A 25,377-nucleotide genomic window follows, 5' to 3' on the forward strand; every position below is an offset into this window, starting at 1 on the left:
GGGGTCTAGGAGGTCCCACATGCAGGTTCCCGGCTACACCGAGATCCGGGAACTCGGCCACGGCGGGACGGGCAGGGTGATGCTGGCCGTCCGCGACGCCGACGGCCTCCCGGTCGCGATCAAGCACTTATCCGAGCCGCTGCTCCAGGACGAGGAGTTCGTCGAGCGGTTCAGGGCCGAGGCCGACCTGATCCGGGAGATCGACAGCCCGCACACGGCCCGCGTGCTGGACTACGTCGAGTCCCCGCAGGACGCCGTCATCGTGATGGAACTCGTCGACGGTGTCACGCTGCGGCGGCTGCTGGAGGAGGAGGGCAGGACGGGCGCCGAGGCCGCGCTCGCGGTGCTGAAGGGGGCGCTGCTCGGGCTGGCCGAGGCCCACCGGCGCGGGGTGGTGCACCGCGACTTCAAGCCCGAGAACGTGCTCATCACCCAGGACGGCGACAGCAAGCTCGTCGACTTCGGCGTAGCGGCCCGCTTCGGTGAGCAGGCCGCGCTGGTGGGCACACCGTCGTACATGGCGCCGGAGCAGTGGGACGACGCCCCGGCCAGCCCTGCCACCGACGTGTACGCCGCGACGCTGGTGTTCTTCGAGTGCCTGACCGGCCACCGGGCCTTCCACGGCGAGAACGTCGCCGCGCTGGCCTATCTGCACCAGCACGCTGTGCCTCCGCTGGAGGACGTCGAGGAGCCGCTGCGCCCGCTCCTGCAGCACGGCCTGGCCAAGGACCCCGCGGCGCGCCCGGAGTCGGCCGAGGCGTTTCTGGCCGAGCTGGAGGACGTCGCGCTGGCGGAGTACGGCGAGGAGTGGGAGTCGCGGGGGCGGACGGGGCTGGGGGTCCTGGCCGTGCCGCTCGTCGCGCTGCTGCCGAGAGCGCAGGCGGCCGCGTCCGGCGACGCCGCCACCAGCATGTTCCACAGCGGTCTGACGTCCGTGACCAAGTTCGCGATGACCGGCGGGCTGGTGCTGGCCACCGCGGCGGCGGTGGTGTCGGCGTTCGTCATCCTGGGCGGGCCTCCCGAGCTCGAGAGCGGCACCGCGCTCCCGCCGGCCACGTCGGCGCCGCCGCCGACCGCCGATCCCGTCACCCCCACGCCGGATCTGACCACGCCGCGCGCGTCCCTCTCGGAAACGCCGCCGATCACGGTGTCCGGCGATCCCACGCTGTATCCCGACCCGACGGGTCCGCCCACGGGCCGGCCGGCCCCGACGACGGACGCCCCGCGGCCCGCGCCGCCCACGGAGACCCGGAATCCGACCGGCGAGCCGACCCGCTCGCAGGAGCCGACGCGTTCACAGGAGCCGCGGCCGAGCACCCCGCCGCCCACCACCGAGCCGCCCGACGAACCGCCACCCAGCAGCCCGGATGACGACCCTCCGCCCACCACCAGGGCGCCGGACCCCAGCACGCCCCCGCCCGCCGAGAACCCCGAGCCGCTGATCTCCATCTCGGTCGGGGTGTCGCTCGACGTGCCGGTGCTGGGCGGTGACGGCGACGGCCTGCTGGACGCCGACATCGGCGTGGGGCTGGGCTCCAGCCTGCTCGGCATGGTGCTGGTGCCAGGATCGGTGCTGCTCGGCCGGCAGATCGTGGCCCGCCGGGCGCGGCGGCCGCGTGATGCGGAAAGGCGGTGAGTTGCACGCCGCCGCACCCGATCCCCTACTATCGAGCGTCGGATAGAGGGCGACCCCGGACCTGATTACCTCCTGACCGGAACCTGCCCTGCGGCTCTCAATAAGGAGAAGCGTGGCGGTTGCGTCCCCCACCTTCCGGTCGGGTGCTCGGCGCGGGGTGGTCGCCGTCCTCACCGCCGCCCTCCTGGCGGCGGCGCCGGCCGCGGCGCGGGCCGAGCCCAAGCCCACGGTGAAGCAGCTCAAGAACGAACTCGCCGCGCTCCAGAAGGAGTCGGACAAGCTCATCACCGACTACTACAACAGCCGCATCACCCACCAGAAGGCCGAAAAAGCCGAAAAATCAGCACGCGAGAAGCTGGCCGCCGCCCAGGAGGTCTACGAGCAGAACTCCACCGAGCTCAGGGCGATGGCCATCGCCCAGTACACCGGCACCGAGCCCAGCCAGGTCGCCCTGCTGACCGGCCCGCAGGACCCGTCCGGGCTCCTCGGCAGGATGGCGCTCGTCCAGCACCTCGTCGCACTCCAGGACGCCAGGCTCCGCGGCTTCGCCAAGGTCAGGGACGACCGGCAGCAGGCGCAGGACGAGGCGGCCGCCCGTGCCGGCGATCTCGAGCGCACCGTCGGCGAGCTGGAGAAGCGCAAGAAGAAGGCCGAGCGGCAGATCGAGCGCATCCGGGACAAGATCGACCAGCTCTACAAGGCACCGGGCCTGCGGCCCGACGGCACGTTCGTGCCGCAGTTGCCGCAGGGGCCCGATCACATCACGCCGCGGATGGCGCTGGTCAGGCAGCTCATCCAGGAACGGTTCGAGGTGCCGTACGGGATCGGCTGCTACCGGGCCATCCAGGACGGCGGCGAGCACCCCCTGGGCCGGGCGTGCGACTTCATGCTGAGCCGGGGCGGCGCGTTGCCGTCGGCGGAGGAGCTCAAGCGCGGCGACGAGATCGCCAACTGGGCGATCAAGAACGCCAAGCGCCTCGGCATCATGTACGTCATCTACCGGCAGCGCATCTGGCACGTCCGCACCGGGGCCTGGCGCACGATGTCGGACCGCGGCGGCACCACCGCCAACCACTACGACCACCCGCACATCTCGGTGTACTAGGAGGGAGAGGACTGTTGTTCCTGGTCATCACCCTCCTACCCGATGCCATCCACTGATCAGGGCACTTCTAGGGCACTCCACGCCTTCTCGATCGCCTCACGCATACGATCTTCGCTCGATGACATGAGATGCGTGTACGTCCGGAGAGTGAACCCAGGATCGGCGTGTCCCAGGAACTCGGCCACGGCCTTGATGGACACGCCGGCTTCCAGCAACACGGAGGCGAAGTGATGCCGCAGCATGTGAAACCCGTTCTCCCGAGTGGTCGCGATGCCCGCTCGCCTGAGAGCGGCCTTCCACACGTAGAGATTGAACTCTTTGCGAGCAATCGGCGTGTGCTGGCGCGTCACGAACACCAACTCGGCTGTGTGCGGACCTCCGTCCACTGTCTTCCAGGGAAGCGAGATCTTCGTGGGTCCGTAGCCCTTGATGTGATCACGTAGCTGTTCGGCCACAGCCTCAGGCAGGGGAACGTCCCGAAGCTTTCCACCCTTCGGGGGCGCGAAGGCGCGGACACGACCTCTGCTCAGGAGCTTCACCTGACGACGCACATGCACGACTTGTCGGTCATAATCAATGTCATCCACGGCCAGGCCGAATGCCTCTCCCTGCCGAAGCCCGAGACCGGCCGCAGCGAGCACCATTGCCCGGTACCGCCTAGTGATCGCCTCTGCCACCGATCCGACTTCATCAATCGTCCATGGACTGATGCGCTTGGTCTCGAACTTCGGACTCCTTACTGACCCTGCTTGGCATGGATTCTTGGAGATCAGCCCGTCATCCACGGCAGCATTGAGAAGCGCCGATAGGTGGTAGAAGACGGCCCGTGCGTAGTTGGGTGCCAGCTTTATCTGAAGCGCTCGACTGAATGTCTGGATCATGCTTGGCCGTAGATCTCGCAGCTCTCTATCCCCGAGATTTGGGTAGACATGCAGACGTAGGCGCAGCTCAACCAGCTCGTATGTGGATCGATCAAAGGTCTGCGCGGCAAGCCATTGCTCGCCGTACTGCCTCACCGTGATCTTGCCTGCTCGCGGATCGACGTAGTCTCCACGATTCAAGCTCGCTTTGATCTCGGCGTCCTTGCGCTGGGCGTCCGGCAGGCGCTCAAAATTGAGCTTTTGAGGCTTGCCCGAGTGATCACGCCACCGAACTTGCCACCGCATGCCCTTACCGTGATCAGCAGTCGCCACCTTGGACGGGCGACACTTGCACTTTGCCTCACCTGGCTTGGGGCGCGACTTATGCCACCGGTCGTAGACGCTCATGTCTGCTCACGCACCCACGCGACGACGTCGGCAGGGAAGTAACGAACATGGCGACCAACCTTGTGACCTTTCGGCCCGCTTCCCTGATAACGCCACTGGTAGAGGGTTGTAGGCGGGACACCCAGAAAGCGGGCAGTCCGCTCGACATCCCACAAGTCCTCTACGTCCGTTCTCCTCATGCCGGTGCCTCCCTTCCTCGCTGAGCGTTTTCTGCCGTTGCCTGTCCTGGTGGTTTGTTGGTGATCGAGGTGGCCAGCAGTGATTCGCCGGGCGTATAGCCCTGGCCGGCGAAGCTCCAGTGCGCGAGCACCAGCGTGGTGCCGTCGTGTGGTTCGAGGCCGAGCTGGGCGCGGCGGTGTTCGGTGCGTTCATCGCGGATTGCGCCGAGCGTGGTCGAGTACACGCGGGATCGGGTGGAGAAGTGACCGCGGAAGCCGAGCATGTGCGCCCACTTGCGAAGCCGCAGCCCGGTCAGCTCGGGATGCTTTTCGGGGTGGCCAAGCTGCCACGCGGTGCGGATCAGCCGGGCGGCGTGCGGCGTAGCACCGCGCTCGTGCAGGTGGGTCAGGTCGTGTGCGTGGACGCGCCGGTCGAGGGTGCCGGTGGTTTCGGCGGCTTTGGTGGCGTATTTGGCGATATAGGCGGCCACGGCCTGTTCGGACAGGTGGCCGTCGAGGTCGCCGGTTTGGATGGGTTTGATGTCGACCTGTCGGCCCCAGACGAGCTCTGTGGTGGGTTGGCCGAGGTCTGGTGCTTTCAGTCGCACGGCGGACACGGCCGAGCCGATCGCGTTCTGGAGCAGTTCCAGGCTGGCCCAGGCCGGCGGTTCGGCTACGTCGGCCGGTTCGGTCGTGCGGCCGTCGAGGCGGACGACGGCGTGGAAGTGCACGACGCCGCGGGCTTGGTATTCGGCGACCTTGGCGAACGACACCCGCACCGTCTTGTTGAACGCGGCTTGGGTCAGCCCTGCGGCGGCGGCCAGGTGCCGGCGGAGGTAGATGGTGAAGCGGCGCCACAGGTCGCCTGCGTGGGCGTTCCACAGCACGTGCCCGATGTAGTCGTAGGAGTCGGCATCCAGGGGTTGGCCGAGGCGGGAGTCGTCGGCTTTGTGGCGTTCGAAGCATGCCGGACCTGAGCGGCGGGGATGGCACACCCGGCGCACGCCGTCCTTGTCGGGGCCGCGGTGCACCGGCCCGAACGACGGCGCGGTGAGGGTGACGAACGCCCTAGGGTGAGTGCGCACGGTGGCCGGCACGCCTTTCTCCTCGCCCAGGAGCCCGGCGCGGATCAGGTGGAAGGTGTCACGCCGGTACAGTTCCGCGCATGAGGGGCAGCGTGAGGCGCGACGGTTGCCGCACCGGATCAGGAGCTGTCCGTGCGGTTCGCTCGCGGTGCTGTAGCTGGAGAGCACGTGGCCGGTCGTCGCATCCAACGTCATGCTCTCCCCGGCCAGCCGTACCGGTTCGGCGCAGCCGCCGAGGCGGTGTACTTGCTCGATCCAGCGTGAGAGGTCTTTGCCGGAGCGCCGGGCCAGGTCGCGCACGACCGGCCCGACGCAGTCCGCCAGCAGCGCAGGCGTGCTCACTGGCCGCCCGTTCCATTGCAGTTCACGCTCGTTTCCTCCTTACCTCGACGATCTCGACCGTGACTCGGCAGGCGTCGCACTGCTGGTCGGAGGGAAGGCGACGGCCGCAGGCGATCAGCCGGCGGTGGCCGTTGGCTTTGACCGCGATGGGCCGATGGCAGGGCGCGCTGTCGGCCGCCGTGACGTCCCGGACGACGCTCCAGGGGTTGTCCTGGACGCCGTCGGCGTAGGTTTCCGTCACGGCGACCTGGTAGCGGGTCACCGGCCGCCCTCCACCTCGCCCGTGCCGCCGCAGTCATCGCAGGGCCGATAGCCTCTGATCGCTCGCTGATCGAAGACTGAGCAGAGCAGCCACCCCTGGCCCCAGCAGCGTCCGCACTCCTTTGTGATCTTCTTGGTGGTCACTGTCCGCACCTGCGGCAAAACAGCACCGTGTCGTAGTTCAGCGCGCGGCAGCGGCGGCATTCCCATGTGCCGGGTGTGATCGGCGGCAGCTCTGGCGCCGGCCCGGTCACAGGTCGAGCCCTTCCATGTCCTTGCCGGTGACGCGGCCCGTGCCGTGACAGGTGGAGCACTCGTGCACGTAAATTCGGCCACGCCGCTTGCCGGAGCCGCCGCAGCGGGGGCAGCGCATGCTGGTGGGTTGTGTGTGCTTCATACTGGAACCTCCTTTGCTTGATGCCAGGTGAAGGAGGCGCGCCCTGCGGGACGGGCGTGAGCGGCCAAGCTGGAGCCGTTCCGTGGGCGCGCACCCTGGTTGATCACGATGCGGTAGCGGCGTTGAGTTCTGCTCGCGTGGAATTTCGGCAAACGGCGTTGAGTACCGCCAGGCAGCGCTCCTGTTCGTGTCGAGATCCGGTTCGTGTCGCTTTGTCGAATTCACGGACAGCCGCTTTGATTTTGTCTACTTGGGATTTCCGGACCATGTTTTCGCTCCCAGTTCTCGACCCGGACCACCCGGCCTTGATTAGGCGAAGGTGACCCAGAACGAGTAACGACAGTTGGGGCAGCCGACCTGCAATCCGGCCTCACCCACCAGCAACGCGTCAAAGCGTGCGAGTCGAGTCTCGTAGCGGCAGTCGGGGCAGCTCACGCGCCTGTTGTTAATGCCTGTCGTGTTTGTCATGCGACGGACCTCAGCATGCCCAACACTGAGAGGCGTGCTGGTTTGCATACCTGCTCAGGCTGTGACCCTTGTCACCGCACCCCTCACACACCCATCGGCCATAGGGTGCGACTTTGGGATCAAAGGTCCATACGACGGTGCTGCCGCCCGCGGTGCGGTATGTAATTACATCCTTCATCTTGCCTCCCTTCGCTTTGCTAGCGATCGCATTTCGGGCATGTCCTCGTACGCACGTACAGGTAGCCTTTGCATATCGAGCAACGCACCGGTTGCTGCACCAGCGCAGAGTATTGCGAGTCTTCCGCTCGGCTTCTTCTCGTGTTCCTCACGGCGGCATCGCCCCTTTTAGTCGCTCGGGTGATTGTCCATCCCGGTGCCGTTGCAGTCTCGGCAGGATCGGCTTTCCGAATCGATGCCGGCACCGTTACAGGTGCAGCACGCATACGACGACAGCGGGACCAGGCGCCTGTTTCTCACCAACGGGTTTTCACCTCCCCTAGACTCCTCGCGGTCCCTACCGCCACTCCCCGACGACCATGGGCACGGCCCCCGGGAATCTGCGTCGGCGGTCGACGACGATTTTGTGGTCGCTGCGGAGGATGACTTCGTCGGGGTAGACGTCGAAGTCAACACAGATCTTGTTCTTGATTTTTTTGATGGCGGTGTCCCGTTCGGCTTTGCTCTGCGCCATTCTGGTGTCCTTCCTTTCTGTTCTTGCGGGTTAGTGGCTTTCCGTGAGCCGCCCTCCCGGTTTGGCGGAGGGGCGGCCGGACGCAACGCCACTCATCGGCACCGGATAAGCCCAGTGCCCCCGCAGTTCTTGCACACCCGTCCTTCGGACTTGTAGCCCGCGCCCATCTTCCACACCCGGTGTTCGATCCGGCCGTCGCCTGAGCATTCGCTGCACGTCAGCGGCGGCACGGCCCTATTCTTGAACACGCCCATATCTGACACCTCCTTGAACATCCGCTCGCCGTAGCAAGCGCGTGGTTTATCTCCCGCCGGTCCCTCTGCATCTCACGCAGTGGATGTAGAGGCCTCCGTTTTTGAAGCCACCCGCCCCCTTGCACCACTTGCATTCCTTCTTCTTCGTCTCCGACGTCTTGCGGTGCCGACCTGGCATGTTCACCTCCTTTCCGTCAGCCTCCGGCACGTTTCGACCGCCCGACTTTCCTGTCCCGCGGCACGCGTGGCACAGTGAGAAGCGCTGCACTTTCCAGGACATGAACCAGCGCTTTTTCCTTGCCGCGCTGGAGTGGAGTCCGCGCCCTCCACATGCCGAGCACGCCTGCACCGCTTCTGCCGGCAGGGACTTCTGCGCCATTACAGGTGGCCTTTGCCTTGGCAGGTGAAGCACTTACGACGGACCTCCACGATGAGGAGCTGGCCGTTTTGCAGCCGCGACCGCATTTCGCCGATCTTGCCGATCCCGCGGCAGGTCCGGCATTGCCCACCTCTTGCCATGTCGAATTCTCCTTTCGAGTCATCCGGCAGGGATTCGGCCGGATTTCGGGTTTCAGGTCAGGACCGCGCTGAAGAAGATGGCCAGCTTGTCCGCGCCCGCCAGCACGCCGTCGAAGACGCCGTTGACGGCATCCGCCGCCTGAGCCGGACGCGTGAACAGGTAGAAGACGACGAACGCGATAGCCGCGTAGCCGAGCCAGCGCCGGAGCCGGAACATCAGTAGCCACCTCCGCTCACGGCGCCGTTGTAGCTGGCCAGCGCCTGCCAGGCGTCCATGCACTCCTGGCTGATGGCCAGCGCTTCATAGGTGATCGGCCCGAAGTCGCGCGTGGTCTTGTAGTGCGCGCCACCACTGGCAGGCGAGCCGATCAGCTCGGCGACGCGGTCCACCGTGGCCCGTTCTTTGTCGTCGCTGTCGTCCACCACGTGCACCGTCAAGCTCGCGCCGTTGCTCGGCACGGGCACCTTGGGGTTGTCGGCCAGGAACCGCGCCAGGCTGCGCAAACCCGCGATGAACTCGGCGCGGACCGTGGAATCGGTCGTCATCATGAACTGTTGTCCTTTCGTCTTGACATACCTCGGGAGACTGGCTTTCCATGAGCCGCCCACCGGGGAAGTGGTGGACGGCCGGATGCAAGGTCAGTCGTCGTCCACGTGGCCGAGCAGGCTGGCCGCCAGCTCAGAAGTGATGTGCATGCGCGACCGCAGCAACTCCGCCGTGATGGGCCGGCCATGACTGGTGCGGTGCTCGACGGCCAGGCGCCGCGCGTAGCCCAGCAGCGCAGGCGGCAGCGACGGATCCACCTCCGCCGTGCTGCCAGCAGAAGCAGCGGCGGCCTGTTCCAGCTCCGCAGGAGCCGAACGATCCGCTACCGGTTCGGCGTGCTGGTCGACCCGGTCAAGCTGCACATGCCGAGCCGGTTGCGGATCGACATCGGCAGCCGCGAGGCTCGGGTCTTCCCACACCAGGCCCATCTGTTCTGTCTCGGGTTCGGCCTCGTGCTGACCCGCGCGCCGTTCGATCATGGACATGGCGATCAGGAACGCCGCCGCCGGAGTCGCGGCCAGGATCCAGCCCCACGCGCTGCGCGGTGCTTCGGCCAGGTTCGCCGCCAGCGTCAGCACGATCCCGCCGGCCAGCACCAGCGACGGCCACGACATCAGCCCGCGGCGGCTCCGGCCGGTGCGCTTGTCACGCTGGATCTCCCGCGCGGCCATCACACACACCAGGTCGATACAGACCGCCACCGCCCACGCCCGCCAGCCGTGCTGGCCGTACTTACGTGCCAGGCTGGAGATGTGATCGAACGACCCCACTGCCGCGATCAGCGCCAGCACCACCACCGGCCCCGAATCGGCCAGCCAGGCCCGCAGTCGTCCCACCTTTACGCACCTCCTTTCGTCCTAGCTGCGCTCTTTGCAGGAGCAGCCCCGTTGTTGGCACCAGCCCGACGCGTTCGCCCACACCGGGTCATAGATCGCCCAGCAGCCCGGCTTGGCACCGCCGGTGTGCACCGCCCGCTGGTGGCCGCAGCCCCGGCACGCCTTCTCCAGCTCGTTCATGTCGTTCCGATCCAGGCACCCGGACATCACCGGCCCTTCCGTCGCGACCGCTTCTCGGCATGGCTCCGCTACGGACGTGGCGTGGTTCAGGGCTCACGCCCAGCCCGGGGAACCTCTCAGCCCGCGCTCAGACGGGCAGATCTTCCAGATCGGGTTCGCTAAACTCGGCCAGCTCTTCCTCGGCCAGCTCGCCAGGATCGCCAACGTCGATGGCGGGACCACCGGTCAACAGCGCCCACGACGGCGTCAGATCGGCATACCGCTCCGCGGCGGCTTCGGCCTCCTCCTCCACCACATGCACCGAACGAGCGTGATGCCAGCGGCTATCCGAGCCGATCACCACGGCCGTGCCCGGCCGGTCCGGTGAGATCTGCCGCGCAGCAGCGACCGCCCGCCGGTCCATGTCGCCCAGGCACATCTTGGCCGTCTCATCGTCGTTGACCATGTGGCAGATGCGGCCGGTCAACTGCGCGCGCAGCGCGGTCACGCCCTTACCCAGGTCCGAGCCGACCCGTTGCCCGCACACGAACAGGTAGATGCCGAACGCCCGGCCAAGCTGGGCGATCCGCAACAGGCGCGTGGCGACCGCGGCCACCTCGTCCTTCTCGTTGTCCGGGTCAGCCATCAAGAACAGCTCGGCCATCTCATCGACCAGCACCACCATCGGAATGGGGCGCGCTTCCTCCGGCAGTCGCGGATGCCAGATGTTCTTCACCCGGTACTGCCGGCACAGCGCCATCCGTGACTTGATGATGCCGACCAGGTCAGCCAGCAGCTCGGCGCACTCGCTGCGTTCGGTGGCCAGCGCCGACAGCCGCGCCCGGTACGGCGTGAACTCCACCCCGCCCTTCAGGTCGAAGCCCACCAGCGCCACCGGTTGCGGAGCCAGCCCCACAATCAGCGCATTGGCCAGGTTCGACTTGCCCGACTGGGTCGCGCCCACGTTCAGCCAGTGCGGCACCACCTTGAAGTCGACGACGTACGGATTGCCGTTGTCCAGCAGGCCCACCCGCACCCGCAGCAGCCCGTCAGCCATCACCTCAAGCCCGGCCACCGTCTCCAGCGGATCCACCAGCGTCGCCGCCAGCGTCACCCGGCCCGGACGCCACGACACGAGCCGCACGCTGTGCACCCGCCACGCATGCGCCAGCTTGTCCAGCACATCCTCGTAATCCTCCGGCGTCTGCCCATCATGCAGCCGAGCCGTCACCTGGAACCCGAGCGGAGTCGGCCGGATCAGCCCGAGCCGCGGCGCCTTCTCCACCTGTACCCGGTGCAGCTTGCGGCGCTGCTTGACCATCAGCCCGTGCATCACTCGCCACCGCCCATCGACCTCAGAGCGTTCTGGAACCCTTCCTCGTCCCAGCCCTTGAAGTACGCGAGCATGTGACGCTGCTGCCGCTCCGAAAGTGAATCCAGGATCAGGGACATCTCCTTGTCGGTGAGCTTCCGCCCCTTCGGCGCCGCCATCACTCCGCCCCCCAACCGGGGAAGCCCGGCACACTCCACCGCCAGCGACGCCGCCGCTTCGACAACCCGCAGCCCGAGGCCACCGCCCGCCACGTGCCGTACACCATCACGGCCTTGACCGGGAAGCCCAGCACGTACCAGAACGACACCGGCGCCCAGCGCCGCCACGCCCGCAGGCACGCGCACACCGCCAGCACGCCTACGGCCAGCCAGATCAGGAAATCCGCCATACTAGAGCCCGTCTCCTTTCCTCTTGTTGGTGGTTGGAGACCCCGGAGCGGCCCAAGCTGTCCAGGCACAGCCGCTCCGGGACCCGACCTCTTTCACAGCCCACCGTCCGTCATCGGCCACGTGATCCACACCGCCTCCAGACCACGGAAGTGATCGATGTAGCCGTGTTGCAACCTGTGATGCCGTGGACTGTGCCGACACTGCACCTGGGTCAATGGGTGCATCGCGCTACAGCGGAAGTGCCAGAGAACCGCCATCACGCACCACCACCAGCGACCGCGCGGTAGTGGCAGTACGCGCACAGCCACACGACCTCGTTGCGAGTAGCGTCGAACTGCTCGGCCAGGTTCCGCCCCGCGCCGCACTCGACACACTTCGCGGCCATCAGGCAGCCTTCTCCGTTGCCGGCCGAACCTGCTCGCAGCGGAAACCCATCCCCGCGCGGCCGTTCATCTGCCAGAAGAAGCAGACCAACCCCGTCAGGCGGACCTTGCTGCCGAGCTGGATCTGCGGGAACACCGCAGACGGGAACGTCACCGTGATCACCGGGTTGCGCCGGTCATCGTTCGGCATCGGCAGCAGCGGCAGCGTGTACAAGTCACGCCCCTCCGCATCCTTCTTCACCTCACCCGTCGCCCGATCCACAATCTTCGGCTCAGGCTCACCCGCGACCGTGAACGACAGGGCCGACGTGTCCACCGGAATGTTTCGCATCGCCATGTGCTCCTTGACTCGTCCTACCTCGGCATCTCTCAGCGTCCGAGGTTCTTGTAGGCCACCATACTGCCTTTCCGATATGGCAGCAAGGCTTGAGTAGGATGAAGCTGAGGCGATGCCGGATAAGTTCCTTATCGCCTACCCGGTAAGGTAGCTAGGTGAGGATCTTCCGCCACGCGAGCGAGGGACCAGGTGAAGGCCATGTCTGACCCGAACAGGTGGACAAGCACGTCGGCGCCCTATGTGCGCCCGCAAAAGCCGGGCCAAGCGGACCCTTGGGCGGAGGAGGCCGCTCAAGACGGTCGGGTCGGCTCCCACGTCATGCGTGAAGTCGTCGAGATCAGGCCACCCGCGGACATTGCTGCGGCCTTGTTGCTGGCAGACGGCGACACTGCGGTCGTTCGCCGTCGAGTCGTGCTACTCGACGAACAGCCGGTAGAACTCGCCGACTCCTACTACCCAGCTTCCATAGCGCGCGGGACCCGCCTGTCAGACCCACGAAAGGTGCCAGGTGGCGCGATCACGTTGCTGGCCAGCCTGGGCTATCAACCTGTCCACGTCGAGGAGGACGTGACGGCCAGGCCAGCCTCCGTCGAAGAACAGCGACTGCTTCAGCTCCCCAACGATGACTGGGTTTTGGTACTCACTCGGCGATCAAGGGCCGAGGACGGCACACCGATTGAAGTGATCCAGATGACCATGGTTGCCCATGGTCGCCACCTGCGATACACGCTCACCCTCTAACCGAGAGGAGTTCTGCTTTGCCTAAGCATGCAGACAAACGACCTCGTCATCAGCAGATTGCCGCCGATCTTCGGGCGCTCATCATGGCCGGCACGCTGCCGCGGAACACGCAGATCCCATCCACACAACAGCTCGTCGACAAGTACGACGCTGCGAACGCCACGATTCAACGCGCATTGACGATATTGAAGAACGAGGGATATTTGTACGGCGTCCCTGGCAAAGGTGTTTTTGTGCGGGACAAGCAGCCCTTTGTCATCGATGTTGCTGCCTACTTCGCGCCATCTCCCGAAGGGTTCACCTACAAGCTGATAGACGTCAGGGAGGTACAACCTCCCGTCGAAGTCGCGGACGCCCTTGGGATAGCTCCGAACGAAACAGCGATCTTGAGGCACCGTCTTCTCTTGCATGCTGGCGAACCTATCGAACTGTCATGGTCCTACTACCCGGCAAGTATCGCGGCGGGTACACCGCTGGCCGAGCGAAAGAGGATCCGAGGTGGAGCCCCCCAGGCATTGGCCGATCTTGGTTACCCTCAGCAGAATCTCACCGATCAGATTTCCACTCGACCACCCACGCCAGAGGAAGTCGAGGGTTTGGAGCTACCAGAGGAAGTCCCCGTGATTCGGCAATTCCGGGTCATCTACAGCAACAACATGCAGCCCGTTGAAGCATCGATCCTTGTTAAGGGTGGCCACCTGTACGAACTTAAGTACAAGGTTACGACGACGTGAGGCCATCGATACATCTACTGCCGATAACAATCTACAGGAGCTAACTATGGTTGAGCTCGACCAGCGCCACTCTGTGAGCGTCGCAGGCGTCGTTGTCGATGACGCTGGTCGAGCTCTGCTGACACGACGAGCCGACAACGGCGAATGGCAGGCACCCGGCGGCATACTCCAGATCGGCGAGACGATCATGCAGGGGGTATGCCGAGAGGTTTCCGAGGAGACGGGGCTCATCGTCGAGCCTTTGGCTCTCACCGGCATCTACAAAAACATGGCCCGCGGCATCGTCGCACTCGTGTTCCGTTGCACGGCTACTGGCGGCCGGCTCTCGATCAACGACGAAGTCACCGCCTTCCACTGGGCATCCGAAGAGGATATCCGCGACATGGTGAGCGAAGCTTTCGCCGTCCGCATCCTTGACGCCCTCCACGAGGGAACACCCGCCATCCGGCACCACGACGGAGTCCGCCTCATATGACCCCAGGTCCCCCAGGACGTGACAGCACCGATGTCTTGGGACTGATGTGTCAAGCATGTCCCGGGACAGGACAGGTCTGTCCCCAGGTCGGCCTGTTACAAGTTTCCTCACGTCTTCAAGCCCGCCGCGCAGCGGCGGGCACACCGTGATCACGGACAGGAGACGTGTGCTGGCGTTCCCCGCAACGATGAAGATCGAGAAATGGCCGGCATGCAGACGCGAGGCTTCCACCAGAATCCGGGGAGGAACGTCAGAGCTGGGACGGTTTGCAGCACGGAGGCTCACCTGACCTCCACCAGCTCGGGATGATGACTACCAGGAGGACCAAGCGTCAGCCTGCCCAGCCCATCACCACCGGCCCCCGCATTGCAGACACGCACCCCGCCGCGAAGGACAGTCGATCAGGCAGCCCGGCCCTTGCGCGCTCGCTCGCGGCGGGCTGCGGCCTTGGGGGCCGGTCCCGCCGCGGCGGCGCGCGTGCCGCAAGCGGCACCACCCAGGTAGTGATGGCCCAGGTACGGCTTGACCGCATCGCTCTCCTCCCAGGCCTTTCACCAACCCAGCGCCCACAGTGAAGGCCACGGCACGCCACCCGTACGGCTCAACACGCCCACGACGAGGATGGCGAAAGCCCTCACACTCATAGGCATCGATCAAAGGTGAAGCGGCGAAAGCGCGACCGCGGAAAGGTGAAGGAAGGTATGGGGCTCCGCCCCAAACCCCGGCCCTCCTCGGAGATGGCCAAGATCGCGCAAACGTGCGGGTCGGGTAGACGTTCCCCACGGTCATCTCCTCGCCGGCCACCACAAGGGACACCAGACCAGCCACACCAGGGCAAGCCGCCGGCTGCGGGCAGGGCAACCAGCGCGCGAGGAAGCTCACCGGGACACATGTACACGCGATCGACGGCTTGCCCTGGCGCGTCCGGCCCGGTATGGCTACGCCTGCCCGACGAGGAGATGACCTCGAGCGCCGTAGCTTCGAGCATCAAGCTACGGCCGTCAATGGGCTGAGTGGAAGCCTGATCGTCCCCGTCCGCCCTGAATAGTATCCACAGAACGCAATTAACTTAGAAAATTCTCTTTTACGCACCGAAGCGCCAATTTTAATCCATGTTTCATTTACTTTGGCCAGCCGATGTTCCAATCAGAGTTATCATCATTATTTGAAGCCAATGCTGTGTGCTCTGATGTCGACGGCCATGCGGGAGGGAATGGAGGGCGACACGCCTTATGGAAAGCAGCAGAGAAAGTGCACAACTAAAGGCAATAATCGTATCGCTTCTTTTGCTGGTGGTCGGCTTCGCCTTGCTGTCACTTAGCATTATTCTTTGGCCAACAGGGCTGGGGCAATTCACAAGAGCGCTGGCTATTGCATTGCTTACATCTGGGACGCTCGGATGGCTAGGTAATTTTACGCTGAGAAAGCATTTCCTAGAGGATGTCCATCAAACCGTGACGCGGGCATTGAGCGAGAACCAATCGGGTCTTTCGCAGCTCAAAGATTTGGGCATCACAAACGTGTTTGACGAACTTCCAAGAGATGACGTCCGCGACGAGCTAAATAACTCGAAGCACAACGTAATGGTACTCGATACGTGGATTGGCGAACCTGAGTTCCTGTTGAAGTGCATGGCCAAGGCGGCATCACACAACGCAACTGTAAGGATACTGATCCTGGATAGTGAATCGCCTTCGACAAAGGCGCGGTCTCAAGACTTGAATCTAGGGGAGACCTACATTGCCGATTCCCTTGCTACAAATAGGGCGCGCTTGCTAGCTCTCGCCAACGAGCACAATACCGTGCAAGTAAAACAGTACAACGCGCTTCCCTCAATGCAAATATTCGCCGGAGATAATACGGCATTTATAGGGTTCTTTTGGCATGGAAAGCCATCCCCTAACGGAACCAACCTTAGAATAAGCCTAGATTCAGCTTTCGGCGAGCAATTGGTCCAAGAATTTGATGAGTTGTGGAAGAACGCATCTTCACTCGGCGGCCAGCCAGCAAAGCACAGCGCTGAGTAATCTCACTAGCGTTAACGCGCGCCACCTCATCCCCTAGAACGCGGGACCAACCGGAGCCGCACGCTGTACGCACCCGTAAACCGGCCTACATCGCAACAGCGCACGCCGACCCCAATGGCTCCTATGACCTGTCATAACGCTAGCTCCAACGTACTGAGCGGGCGCGCCGGGAACAGGTGCGGATGAGGGCGGCGGATCGCTTCGCCGAGGGCGCGACGGACGCGCAGGTGGCGGTGCAGCAGCAAAGTGCAGCAATCCCAGCGACCGTCACCGACCATGCGTGATCGATGCAGCGCCTCCGACCACCACACCGACTCAACGACCCTCGCGCCACGAGTTGGCATCGAAGTGGTCACTCTGCTCAGAGCTCCCGATGCTGACATGCCGGCCGAGAGCCCTATCGCTACCGCAGCCGACGTCGAGATGGACGCCGTAGCTCTCGGCATGAGAAATTCGGGTAGACCCAGGGCACCCGTCGACTACCGGCAGGACAACCAGCGCGCGAGGAACCTCACCGGGACACGTGTAGGCGGCTTGCCCTGGTGCGGCCGGCTCAGTATGGCTAACGCCTGCCCGACGAGGAGATGACCACAATGTCGCCCGGCGCGTGGCTCAGACAGAGTAAGTTTTACTTGGCTCGGAGTATCAGAGGTGACTCGCCCGACCTCCTAGACAGCAAGGGGCAGGGCGATATATACCGCCGTTGAAGTAGCGGATGAAAATTTCCCTTAGGAATGAATTCTTGAGCTCGTGGCCGAGATAGCTTATCTCGCGACAAGGAGTAGCATTGATGGGAGCGTCACGGATGAATTCTCCTTTATGGAGAACATACGAGGAGCAAGTAGCACAACTTCTCGCGACGTTCGATGCCGAAGCAGAGGTAATCCACAATAAGCGCACGACCGCAAAGCTTAGTAAGGTTGTTCGACAAGTAGACGTATGGGTGCGCGGAAAAATAATAGGCCAAGAGATCGTCATAGCTGTTGAGTGCAAGCTTAAATCCCGCCCCCTTGAGATAGGCGCTGTTGATGAATTTATTGGCAAACTCCTTGATCTCGGAGCTGATCGCGGCGTCCTCTATTCGGCCTCGGGAATGACACCGAACGCTGTCTATCGGGCTAGTGCCGCTTCAAATCCAAGCGTCATACCCGTCTCGCTTGAGCCTGCACCTGGCCCGCGTAGTGTTCCTGGGCTGCCAATGGGGCATGAAGATCCTGACTATGCGGAGTGGTTGAACAGCAAGGTCTATCGATGGTTGCTTATGTCGAAGCAATGGTTGCCCTATTATGTGCGCTCGGAGCTTGGCGAAAAGGACCAGCGCTGGGAAGAGGCTAACCTTCCTGAGTAGTCCGGAGCACGCAAAAACGAGAGAGCGTAGCATAACTAGACGAAGTGGAGCTCTGCGTGACATTAAATGTGACGGTTCTGACACGAACGCGCATTTATCAATCTTCCGATTTCCGACTGACTGCTGGCGAGCTGATAATTAGCAACGCGGCCATGAAACTGGTAACGCTTCATTATCCGTCATTTAACGGCTTTGTTTCCTACACGGGACTAGCGCAGGAGCAGATCGGGGCTCCGCAAAATACCGCCGATAGAATTATTGAGTGGTTGCAAGGCAAGCCGAACCTCGCATTCCATGAAGTTGTCGAGATCTTGCGACTTGGAGCTTCTGCCTACATATCTGATATTGAAAAAAGGACCGGTATTCGCCATCGGCTGACGCTTATCGTTGCGGCGTTTGTGCAAGCAAAGCCAACCGTAGCTGTCATTTCCAATTTCGAATCCACAGAAGGTCGGGGCTCGACTAAGACTGGCGTTGACATGATAGTAAGTTGGGGAGCGCTTCGTGCCGGGGCAAATCCACGGGTGATTATTACTGGGTGCAAACCCGCTGTTGCCGCGAAGGAGCGTACCAGACTTGAGCAGCTCATAGACGATGCCGGCGAGGACTCCGCTAGAATTCGAGTCGCAATCGAAGAGCTCAACCGCGATGCCTCAAGATCGCCGAAGTGGGGCAACGGTATCAGCGAAAACTGTACCGTGGTTTCACTGGATTCCAGCGGAGCCGGTCTGCAAGATTTTGCACGTGGTACGGCAGTCAAAACGTACTCAATCTTGAATGGTGTTTACCTCGACATGGAAGCTGTCCTGTCGGATCTCGGCATGCAGTCTAGCTCAATTGTAGGAGCTGCTTTTGGTAGCAGTAAGCAATCAAATAGACGTTCCTATGCTTGTGATCGAGTAACGGTTGATTTCGGAGCCTCCAGTTTCGAGATTGTAGAGATTGCCTACGCCTTCAATGCTGATTGCCATCCCTACGGCATAAATAATAGCGGAACGGTCATCGGTGCAAGTAGCAGGCCGGATAATCGGGCTTGGTATCAGTACTGGACATGGAATCCTGAATTCGGCATGTCCAATCTAGATTATTGGAGCCAGAGCTGCAGTGCTGCGATCAACGAAAGCGGAAGTGTTGCCGTGAGTTGTCGCAATATAGAGGGAGAAGCCACGCTATTAGTGATAGAGGAGGGTGGTGAGCGACTTCTTAATTTGCCGGACCATATGATGGAGCCTGAAATCACCACTATCAACTCGGCTGGCGTGGTGGGCGGTGCGGCAAGCATTAATCGTGACGTCACGGATGGGAATCGGACTAGACCGGCGATTTGGGATCCCAGTGGGTCATTGCTAATTCTCGATCAACTATGCGGTGGAGAAAACGGCAGAGTTGTGGCCCTAAATGACTCAGGCGTTGCGCTAGTGTGGGCCAACCGAGGGCTATGGGGACGACTGCCTTTGGTGTGGGATATCAATACGAACACAGTGAAGTCGTTGCCCGCTGGAATAATTCCTCTATATATTACCAACGCGGGGCACGTGATCGGAATCGGTCAGGCCCCGGGCGGACAAGTTCCCGTCATTTCATACAATCAAGAAACATGGGAGGCGGTTCCAGTCCGTGGAGGCTTTGCCCCGAACGTCGCTAATAATAATCTCCTGATAGCCGGACGAGTGGAGATCGATGGATACTACGTCCCATGGACGCTTCTAACTGATAGCACCCCTACCATGCTTTCAACCTATCAATATCACAACGCAAGCTTGAATGCCGTGAACGATAACGGTGTATTGGTGGGACAGGCATCGACAGATCATGAACAGCATGTACTTCTTTGGAGACCGCCAAAGTAAGATATCCAGGTTTAGATTAGTTGGCAGGCTCCGTGCAGACTATGAACGATCGGCATGCAGTGTGCAGCACCAAGGTGCTGCAACCTCACCGGCCAACGGTGACCTCCCACGATTTCCATGGGCGGCCTGACTACGCAACGATCCTTATCGGCCTCTACGCAGCGAGTTCGGGACAAAGAGGTGGGTCGTCAGCCGAGACTGGTGTCCCGGGCGGCCGGCGCTATCGTCGAGAGACACTGGCGCAAGAATTCCATGAAGAATTTGTAACGGGACGCCGTTCCCTTGCTCATCGCAGTCCTGATGGATTGGGGTACGTGAATTCTAGTCACCGTCTGGTTCGTAGTACGGTCCACTGTGTAGGACGTTGCTCACCGCTGAATTGTTCTCATAAGTATCAAGCTGGTTGCTTCCCTTCAACGGTAGCCTTCCACCAATTGATAAGGGAGCCGCGTACCAAATACTCGAACATTTGAAGGTTCATAGTCGGCGCGCACTCAAGCGTGGACGCTCGAAATATCATCTCCCAGGCTATGCCGCTTCGCTGTGACACGAACGGAGGGTTGCACATGGCACCTGGAATTGGTGTTCCGGCATGAAGATCTTTTGATCGCGCAGAATATACTGCCTTCAGATAGTCCGGCAGAGTGGACCACTTCATGCGGGCCTGGCCCGTCGGGCGTCGTTCTGGTGGTGACGGCTTGAATTCTTCGAAAAACCGAAGAAACTTAGCGGTCACCCTCTGTTGATCTGCGAATAGCTCCGTTACCCGGATAGTTAGCGCCTCATCGTTCGTCCTGGCCACCCAATCTGCGATGTCCGGGTGTAGAGTTTTAAGCCGGGTCAGCGGTGGGTCGTCTTTTGCGAGCTGCGCAATAACCTCGGCTGCGGTTACGAGCCGTAGCCATGCTTGACGGGGATCGGCATCCGCGATCCATATCGCGTCTTGATATGACCGCGCCGCGCGCACCAAAGCTCGCGACTGCTTCAGGCTTAGGTGAGCATACCGGTTTAGCAGCGATAATTGTTCAGTTTGGGCCTCCCGTCCACGCTCTCCCAAGTATGGGAACACAGGCTGGGAGGTGGGTTGTGGCAAGTAGGGCGCAGGTCCGGGATCATGCGGATATCCGAACGAGTTGTCGGCACGCAAGTCGAAGTATCGCGAGATCCCCCCTGAGCGAAGCCTTATCCCTAAAAGGAGCGACACCAGCGCGGCGAGTTCCTGGCCTGCGTCGCCACCGTGGCTGACATCACGCTGGTCTTGGTCCCATGCGAAGTCCACTATTTCATCGGGCGTCGGTGGCAGATACTGCTCAACCCGGATTATTAGGCCAAGCCGAGCTGGTCCATACACTCGATCCCACGGGTCTACGCGATCGGCTGTCGACATCACCCTATACGGGTCAGCGGCTCTGTCTACGAAGACGTCCAGCCGGTCGGTGTAGCACGCCAACTCAAGCGCGGCTGTACAGGGTTGGCCGTGGAGTTTGGCTTTCGCGTTTTCCCAGCCCCAGGGTCCACTCGGCGTTGTCAGCATCGCATCAATGTAGCCGCGGCCCTCGACTTGAGGTACTCCATACGGCTTACGTCCGGAGCGGAGCGACACCGAGCATCACTGGTAAATCTGCGGGTAGCTGAGATACAGACCGGGAAAACCGCAGCTCAGACGCATCTTGCAGTAGGACTGCGTGGTCGCAACCGGGAGCCTATCCATGCGCTGATCGCAGAAGAGGGCACCTGCTCGGCGCACGCCTGCCAGTCAGGCGGCGACCAGGTGGGGACCACACGCCATGCGCGCCCGAAAACGCGACCCGTTCAGACACACCTCACGATGATCAACATCAGCGCCCTGAGCTGGAAATTCGTCAACTCCATCGTTCTGGAGGTCAAGTGCTGTGCGCTGGGAGGAACATCGGTCGCCTGACTCCCCTCTCCTGCGCCCACCTGCCCCCAGGGCACAACGAGGGCACATGAGCACGTGAAACGCTGATAGGCGTCCACAACCCGCGAAAGGCACCACCGCAGCTCAGAGGCCCGGTGGCGCCATTCGCGCAGGTCAACGTCCCGGGTCCATCACATCTCGGTGTACTAACCCAGAGCCGTGAAGAACTCCCGGACGTCGGCCACGAACGTCTCCGGCTGCTCCAGCGCGGCGAACGTGCCGCCGCGCTCGTGCTCCACCCAGCCGACGATGTTGTTGTCCCGCTCGGCGAAGCGCCGGATCGGCCGCAGGATGTCCTTGGGGAACACCGAGATCGACGTCGGCACCGTCGCGGGTTTGAGCTCCCATGCGACGCTGGTGTCCTGGTCGGTGTCGGGCGTCTCGACGAAGGAGCGGGCCGCCGACCCCGCGGTGTTGGTCAGCCAGTAGAGCATGACCGTGGTGAGCAGCCGGTCGGCGTCGATCTCGGCGTCGCTCCACTCGTGGTAGACGCTGGCGAACCAGGCCAGCAGCGCGACGGGGGAGTCGGCCATGCCGTACGCGAACGTCTGCGGGCGGGTGGACTGGATGAGCTTGTAGCCGTACTGGTCGGTCAGGTAGCGCTCGCGGAAGGCCATCCGCTCCTGCTCCACCTCGGTCAGGCCGTCGAGCTCGCCGGGGGCGCCGATGGGGAAGCAGATGATGCCGTTGCCGTGCATGCCGGCGACCCGCTCGGGGGCCAGCACGCCGACCTCGCGTGAGATCCACGTGCCCCAGTCGCCGCCCTGTACCCCGAAGCGCTCGTATCCGAGCCGGGTCATGAGCTGCAGCCAGGCGCGGGCGATCCGGGTGGAGCCCCATCCCGCCTCGCGGGTGGGGCCGGACAGGCCGTAGCCCGGCAGGGACGGGATGACCAGGTGGAATTCGCGGCTGAGCGGCTCGATCACGTCGAGGTATTCCACCGGGGAGCTGGGCCAGCCGTGGGTGATCAGCAGGGGCAGGGCGCCGGGGTCGGCGCAGCGCACGTGGAGGAAGTGGATGCGCTGCCCATCGATCTCGGTGACGAACTGGTCGTGCGCGTTGAGCTCGGACTGTGCCGCGGGCCAGTCGTAGCCGGTGCGCCAGTGCTCGACCAGGCCCTGGAGGTGGGCGAGGGGAACGCCGTAGCTCCAGCCGAGCCCGGGCACCTCGTCCGGCCAGCGCACCCGCTCGAGCCGGGCATGCAGGTCCGCCAGCTCGGCCGGATCGGTCTCCAGGCGGAAGGGCCGGATGTCACTCAGGGTCAACGTGTCTCCCATCGTTGTCGTATGCCGTACCGTACAGCATACGATAGAAGCGCGCAACGGGGTCAGCACGTCATGCATCGGCTTCCTCCACGTAGTGCCGCACGATCCGTCCCAGCAGCGGCCGGCTCAGCGCGCAGGCGTAGATCGACGGCGCGAAAACGGCCACGGCCGGTCCGCGGCCGGGAGGAGGGCCTGCGAGATCGCGAACACCACGGCCCCGACGGGCACGGCGGCGAACAGGTGCAGCACCGCCGGCGCGATCGGGGCCGGCGCCATGGGCGGCGTAGAGCGGGCCGAAGAGTGCTCGGCGCCCGCGTCAGTCCTTGGCCAGGGCGGCCAGCAGGCGGTCCTCGGTGACCTCGGGACCGGTCAGCTGCTCGGTGATCGCGCCGTCCCGCAGCACCACCACGCTGTCGCAGTTGTCCACCAGCTCGGCCACGTCCGACGAGATCAGCAGGATGGCCAGCCCGTCGACGGCCAGCTCGTCCAGCAGCGCCTGCATGCCCAGCTTGGTCGCCACGTCGACGCCCCTGGTCGGCTCGTCGAGCAGGAGCACCTTGGGATGCATGGCCAGCCAGCGGGCCAGCAGCACCTTCTGCTGGTTGCCGCCCGACAGCTCGCCGGCCGGCTGCCGGGGCGAGACGGCCTGGATGCCCAGCCGCCTCATGAACGTGGCCACGATGCCGTCCACCCGCGCGTCCGACACGATGCCTGCCCGCGAGAGCCGGGGGAGCGCGGCCAGCGCGATGTTGTCGCGTACCGACAGGGTGGGCACGATGCCCTCGGTCTTCCTGTTCTCCGGCACCAGGCCGACGCCGGCCCGCACGGCGCGCCTGACCGACCACTTGCGGGCCGCCCCGCCCCGCCCGACCGGCCACGTGCGGGCAGCCGTGCGCCCCATCGTGCCCCCCGCCGTGCCCGCCACCGTCACCTGCCCGGCGTCCACCGGCAGGGCGCCCGCGATCGCGCGGGCCGTCTCGCTGCGTCCGGCCCCGAGCAGCCCGCCGAGGCCGACCACCTCGCCCGCGCGCATGGCCAGGGACACGCCGTCGAGCACGTGATGGCGGGTGAGGCCCTTGGCCTCCAGGACGGGCAGGTCGGCCGGCTCGCCGGGCTCGCCATCCCGCGGCGCGGGCGCGACGGGGTGGAACGGCCGGCCCAGCATGAGCGAGACCAGCCGCAGCCGGTCCAGCCCGGCCAGTGGCCCCGTGTGCACGACCCGGCCCTCGCGCAGCACGGTGACCCGGTCGCAGATCCCGTAGAGCTCCTCCAGCCGGTGGGTGACGTAGACGACCGAGCGGCCCTCCTCGCGCAGCCGCCGCACGGCCCCGAACAGCGTCTCCAGCTCGGCGTGCTCCAGCGCCGACGTGGGCTCGTCCATGACGACCAGGCGGGCGTCCGCGGAGGCGGCCCTGGCCAGCGCCACGAGCTGGCGCGCGCCCTCGCCCAGCGAGGCGAGCGGGCGGCGCACGTCCACCCGCAGCCCGTACGCGGCCAGCAGCTCTTCGGCGCGGGCGTGCAGGGCCGTCGTGCCGATCAGCCCGAGCCGTCCCCTGGGCTCCCTGCCGAGCAGTAGGTTGCGGGCCACGCTCATGGTGGGGACGAGGTTCGTCTCCTGGTGGATCGTGGCGATCCCGGCCCGCTTGGCGTCGGCCGGCCCGGCGAACCTGACCGGCTCCCCGAGGAAGCGCAGCTCGCCCGCGTCCGGCTGGTGGACGCCCGAGAGCACCTTCACCAGGGTCGACTTGCCCGCCCCGTTGCCGCCGACCAGCGCGTGCACCTCGCCGGGGCGTACGGACAGGGTGACGTGGTCCAGGGCGACGACGCCCGCGAAGGTCTTGAGAACGCCTGCCACCTGTAGCACGGTTGCCTCCGCCTCGATCGTGGTCGAGGAAGGAAACAATCCAGTAACGGGATTGTCACATTCGATCAGAACTGGGCGACGTGCAGGCGCACGCCCCGGCCGCTCAGCTCGTCGAGCACGTCACGGGGCGCGGCGTCGTCGGTGACCAGATGGTCGATCCGGTCGGGCGGGACCGTCTGCACCATTGTGTCCACGCCGACCTTGGTGTGGTCGGCCAGCACCACGACCTCCTCGGCCGCCGCGGCCAGCGCCCGGTCCACGCCCGCGACCTGCATGTTCGGCGTCGAAAGGCCCCGCTCGGCGGTCAGTCCGTTGCCCGAGATGAACGCCCGGCGCACCCGAAGCCCGGCCAGTGAGTGCTCGGCGGCGCTGCCGACCAGGGCCAGGATGGAGCCGCGCAGCGTGCCGCCGGTCAGCATCACCTCGACCCGTGAGGCCGCGAGCATCTGGGCGACCAGCAGCGAGTTGGTCACCACGGCCAGCTCGGAGTGCCTGGTCAGGCGGCGGGCGAACTCCTGCGTGGTGGTGCCGGGGCCGATCACGATCGCGTCGCCGTCCTCGACGAGCGCGGCGGCCAGGTCGGCGATGGCGGCCTTCTCCGCCGACTCCAGCGAGACCTTGTGCGCGTAACCGGCCTCGCGCGACAGCTCGCCGGGCAGCGTGGCGCCGCCATGATGGCGGTTGAGCAGGCCTTCCGACTCCAGCGCGCGCAGGTCGCGGCGGACGGTGACCTCGGAGGAATGGACGGCCTGGGCCAGTTCGCGCAGCGACACGGCGCCGTTGGCACGCACCAGCTCGAGGATGCGCTGCCGGCGTTCCGCGGCGAACACGGGCCTGCGTCCGTCGCTCTGCGTGTCGCTCACGTCCCGGATCATAGTCGATCGGCCGAAGCGGGTTCACCTCTGACCGAACGAGAACGAATTTGATCGGGAATCTTGACCGGGTCGGTCTGGCAGTGCTTATTTG

General features: G+C 64.2%; 25 protein-coding genes. 8 read left to right on the plus strand and 17 right to left on the minus strand.

Annotated elements, in window-relative coordinates:
• Positions 1–19 precede the first annotated feature (19 nt).
• Both Q9G87_RS33860 and Q9G87_RS33865 read left to right on the plus strand, forming a co-directional pair.
• Positions 20–1,636 (plus strand): serine/threonine-protein kinase, encoded by a 1,617-nt coding sequence (locus Q9G87_RS33860; RefSeq protein ID WP_305920615.1) that lies wholly within the window; start codon positions 20–22, stop codon positions 1,634–1,636.
• A gap of 112 nt (positions 1,637–1,748) precedes the next feature.
• Entirely contained in the window at positions 1,749–2,741 is a 993-nt protein-coding gene (locus Q9G87_RS33865) for a coiled-coil domain-containing protein (protein ID WP_305920616.1), read from the plus strand.
• Positions 2,742–2,797: 56 nt separating this feature from the next.
• On the opposite strand, the gene Q9G87_RS33870 is transcribed toward Q9G87_RS33865, so the two are convergent.
• The 14 genes from Q9G87_RS33870 to Q9G87_RS33935 all read right to left on the minus strand — a co-directional run bounded on the left by Q9G87_RS33870 (position 2,798) and on the right by Q9G87_RS33935 (position 12,168).
• The gene (locus Q9G87_RS33870; RefSeq protein WP_305920617.1) at positions 2,798–4,009 is read right to left on the minus strand and encodes a tyrosine-type recombinase/integrase; all 1,212 of its coding nucleotides are present in this window, start codon (positions 4,007–4,009) and stop codon (positions 2,798–2,800) included.
• Positions 4,006–4,188, minus strand: a complete 183-nt coding sequence (locus Q9G87_RS33875; RefSeq protein WP_305920618.1) for a helix-turn-helix transcriptional regulator — start codon at positions 4,186–4,188, stop codon at positions 4,006–4,008. The genes Q9G87_RS33870 and Q9G87_RS33875 overlap by 4 nt, the downstream gene beginning before the upstream one ends.
• The gene (locus tag Q9G87_RS33880) at positions 4,185–5,594 is read right to left on the minus strand and encodes a replication initiator (protein ID WP_305920619.1); all 1,410 of its coding nucleotides are present in this window, start codon (positions 5,592–5,594) and stop codon (positions 4,185–4,187) included. The genes Q9G87_RS33875 and Q9G87_RS33880 overlap by 4 nt, the downstream gene beginning before the upstream one ends.
• Before the next feature lie 22 nt (positions 5,595–5,616).
• Positions 5,617–5,856 carry a hypothetical protein gene (locus Q9G87_RS33885; RefSeq protein ID WP_305920620.1) on the minus strand — a complete coding sequence of 80 codons (240 nt, stop codon included), beginning with the start codon at positions 5,854–5,856 and terminating at the stop codon, positions 5,617–5,619.
• A 249-nt stretch (positions 5,857–6,105) separates the two neighbouring features.
• A complete protein-coding gene (locus Q9G87_RS33890; protein WP_305920621.1) occupies positions 6,106–6,252 on the minus strand; it encodes a hypothetical protein in 147 nt (48 codons plus the stop codon).
• A 982-nt stretch (positions 6,253–7,234) separates the two neighbouring features.
• A complete protein-coding gene (locus Q9G87_RS33895) occupies positions 7,235–7,411 on the minus strand; it encodes a hypothetical protein (protein WP_305920622.1) in 177 nt (58 codons plus the stop codon).
• A gap of 825 nt (positions 7,412–8,236) precedes the next feature.
• A complete protein-coding gene (locus Q9G87_RS33900) occupies positions 8,237–8,401 on the minus strand; it encodes a hypothetical protein (protein ID WP_305920623.1) in 165 nt (54 codons plus the stop codon).
• Positions 8,401–8,733, minus strand: coding sequence for a hypothetical protein (locus Q9G87_RS33905; RefSeq protein WP_305920624.1), 333 nt, complete (start codon positions 8,731–8,733; stop codon positions 8,401–8,403). Before Q9G87_RS33905 ends, Q9G87_RS33900 begins: the two co-directional genes overlap by 1 nt.
• 90 nt (positions 8,734–8,823) lie before the next feature.
• Positions 8,824–9,567, minus strand: a complete 744-nt coding sequence (locus tag Q9G87_RS33910; protein WP_305920625.1) for a DUF2637 domain-containing protein — start codon at positions 9,565–9,567, stop codon at positions 8,824–8,826.
• Positions 9,568–9,874: 307 nt separating this feature from the next.
• A complete protein-coding gene (locus tag Q9G87_RS33915) occupies positions 9,875–11,059 on the minus strand; it encodes an FtsK/SpoIIIE domain-containing protein (RefSeq protein ID WP_305920626.1) in 1,185 nt (394 codons plus the stop codon).
• Positions 11,059–11,217 carry a hypothetical protein gene (locus Q9G87_RS33920; protein WP_305920627.1) on the minus strand — a complete coding sequence of 53 codons (159 nt, stop codon included), beginning with the start codon at positions 11,215–11,217 and terminating at the stop codon, positions 11,059–11,061. Before Q9G87_RS33920 ends, Q9G87_RS33915 begins: the two co-directional genes overlap by 1 nt.
• A complete protein-coding gene (locus Q9G87_RS33925; RefSeq protein ID WP_305920628.1) occupies positions 11,217–11,447 on the minus strand; it encodes a hypothetical protein in 231 nt (76 codons plus the stop codon). The genes Q9G87_RS33920 and Q9G87_RS33925 overlap by 1 nt, the downstream gene beginning before the upstream one ends.
• A gap of 257 nt (positions 11,448–11,704) precedes the next feature.
• Positions 11,705–11,833 (minus strand): hypothetical protein, encoded by a 129-nt coding sequence (locus tag Q9G87_RS33930; RefSeq protein ID WP_305920629.1) that lies wholly within the window; start codon positions 11,831–11,833, stop codon positions 11,705–11,707.
• A complete protein-coding gene (locus tag Q9G87_RS33935) occupies positions 11,833–12,168 on the minus strand; it encodes an SCO3933 family regulatory protein (RefSeq protein WP_305920630.1) in 336 nt (111 codons plus the stop codon). The genes Q9G87_RS33930 and Q9G87_RS33935 overlap by 1 nt, the downstream gene beginning before the upstream one ends.
• A gap of 318 nt (positions 12,169–12,486) precedes the next feature.
• Between Q9G87_RS33935 and Q9G87_RS33940 the strand changes: the two genes are divergently transcribed.
• The 6 genes from Q9G87_RS33940 (at position 12,487) to Q9G87_RS33965 (ending at position 19,343) form a co-directional block, all read left to right on the plus strand.
• Positions 12,487–12,909 carry a UTRA domain-containing protein gene (locus Q9G87_RS33940; protein WP_305920631.1) on the plus strand — a complete coding sequence of 141 codons (423 nt, stop codon included), beginning with the start codon at positions 12,487–12,489 and terminating at the stop codon, positions 12,907–12,909.
• A gap of 17 nt (positions 12,910–12,926) precedes the next feature.
• Positions 12,927–13,643: a GntR family transcriptional regulator gene (locus tag Q9G87_RS33945; RefSeq protein ID WP_305920632.1), complete on the plus strand. Its 717-nt coding sequence runs from the start codon at positions 12,927–12,929 to the stop codon at positions 13,641–13,643.
• Positions 13,644–13,689: 46 nt separating this feature from the next.
• Positions 13,690–14,118: an NUDIX hydrolase gene (locus Q9G87_RS33950; protein ID WP_305920633.1), complete on the plus strand. Its 429-nt coding sequence runs from the start codon at positions 13,690–13,692 to the stop codon at positions 14,116–14,118.
• A 1,232-nt stretch (positions 14,119–15,350) separates the two neighbouring features.
• Positions 15,351–16,145, plus strand: coding sequence for a hypothetical protein (locus Q9G87_RS33955; protein WP_305920634.1), 795 nt, complete (start codon positions 15,351–15,353; stop codon positions 16,143–16,145).
• A gap of 805 nt (positions 16,146–16,950) precedes the next feature.
• Positions 16,951–17,493 (plus strand): restriction endonuclease, encoded by a 543-nt coding sequence (locus Q9G87_RS33960; RefSeq protein WP_305920635.1) that lies wholly within the window; start codon positions 16,951–16,953, stop codon positions 17,491–17,493.
• A 56-nt stretch (positions 17,494–17,549) separates the two neighbouring features.
• Positions 17,550–19,343 carry a hypothetical protein gene (locus tag Q9G87_RS33965; RefSeq protein WP_305920636.1) on the plus strand — a complete coding sequence of 598 codons (1,794 nt, stop codon included), beginning with the start codon at positions 17,550–17,552 and terminating at the stop codon, positions 19,341–19,343.
• 2,085 nt (positions 19,344–21,428) lie between these two features.
• On the opposite strand, the gene Q9G87_RS33970 is transcribed toward Q9G87_RS33965, so the two are convergent.
• From Q9G87_RS33970 to Q9G87_RS33980, 3 genes are all read right to left on the minus strand, one after another.
• Entirely contained in the window at positions 21,429–22,547 is a 1,119-nt protein-coding gene (locus tag Q9G87_RS33970; protein WP_305920637.1) for an epoxide hydrolase family protein, read from the minus strand.
• A 316-nt stretch (positions 22,548–22,863) separates the two neighbouring features.
• Positions 22,864–24,402 (minus strand): sugar ABC transporter ATP-binding protein, encoded by a 1,539-nt coding sequence (locus Q9G87_RS33975; protein ID WP_305920638.1) that lies wholly within the window; start codon positions 24,400–24,402, stop codon positions 22,864–22,866.
• A gap of 74 nt (positions 24,403–24,476) precedes the next feature.
• Positions 24,477–25,274: a DeoR/GlpR family DNA-binding transcription regulator gene (locus tag Q9G87_RS33980; protein WP_305920639.1), complete on the minus strand. Its 798-nt coding sequence runs from the start codon at positions 25,272–25,274 to the stop codon at positions 24,477–24,479.
• Between the last annotated feature and the right edge of the window lie 103 nt (positions 25,275–25,377).

This window comes from Nonomuraea turcica (genome assembly GCF_030718205.1).
GTDB lineage: Bacteria > Actinomycetota > Actinomycetes > Streptosporangiales > Streptosporangiaceae > Nonomuraea.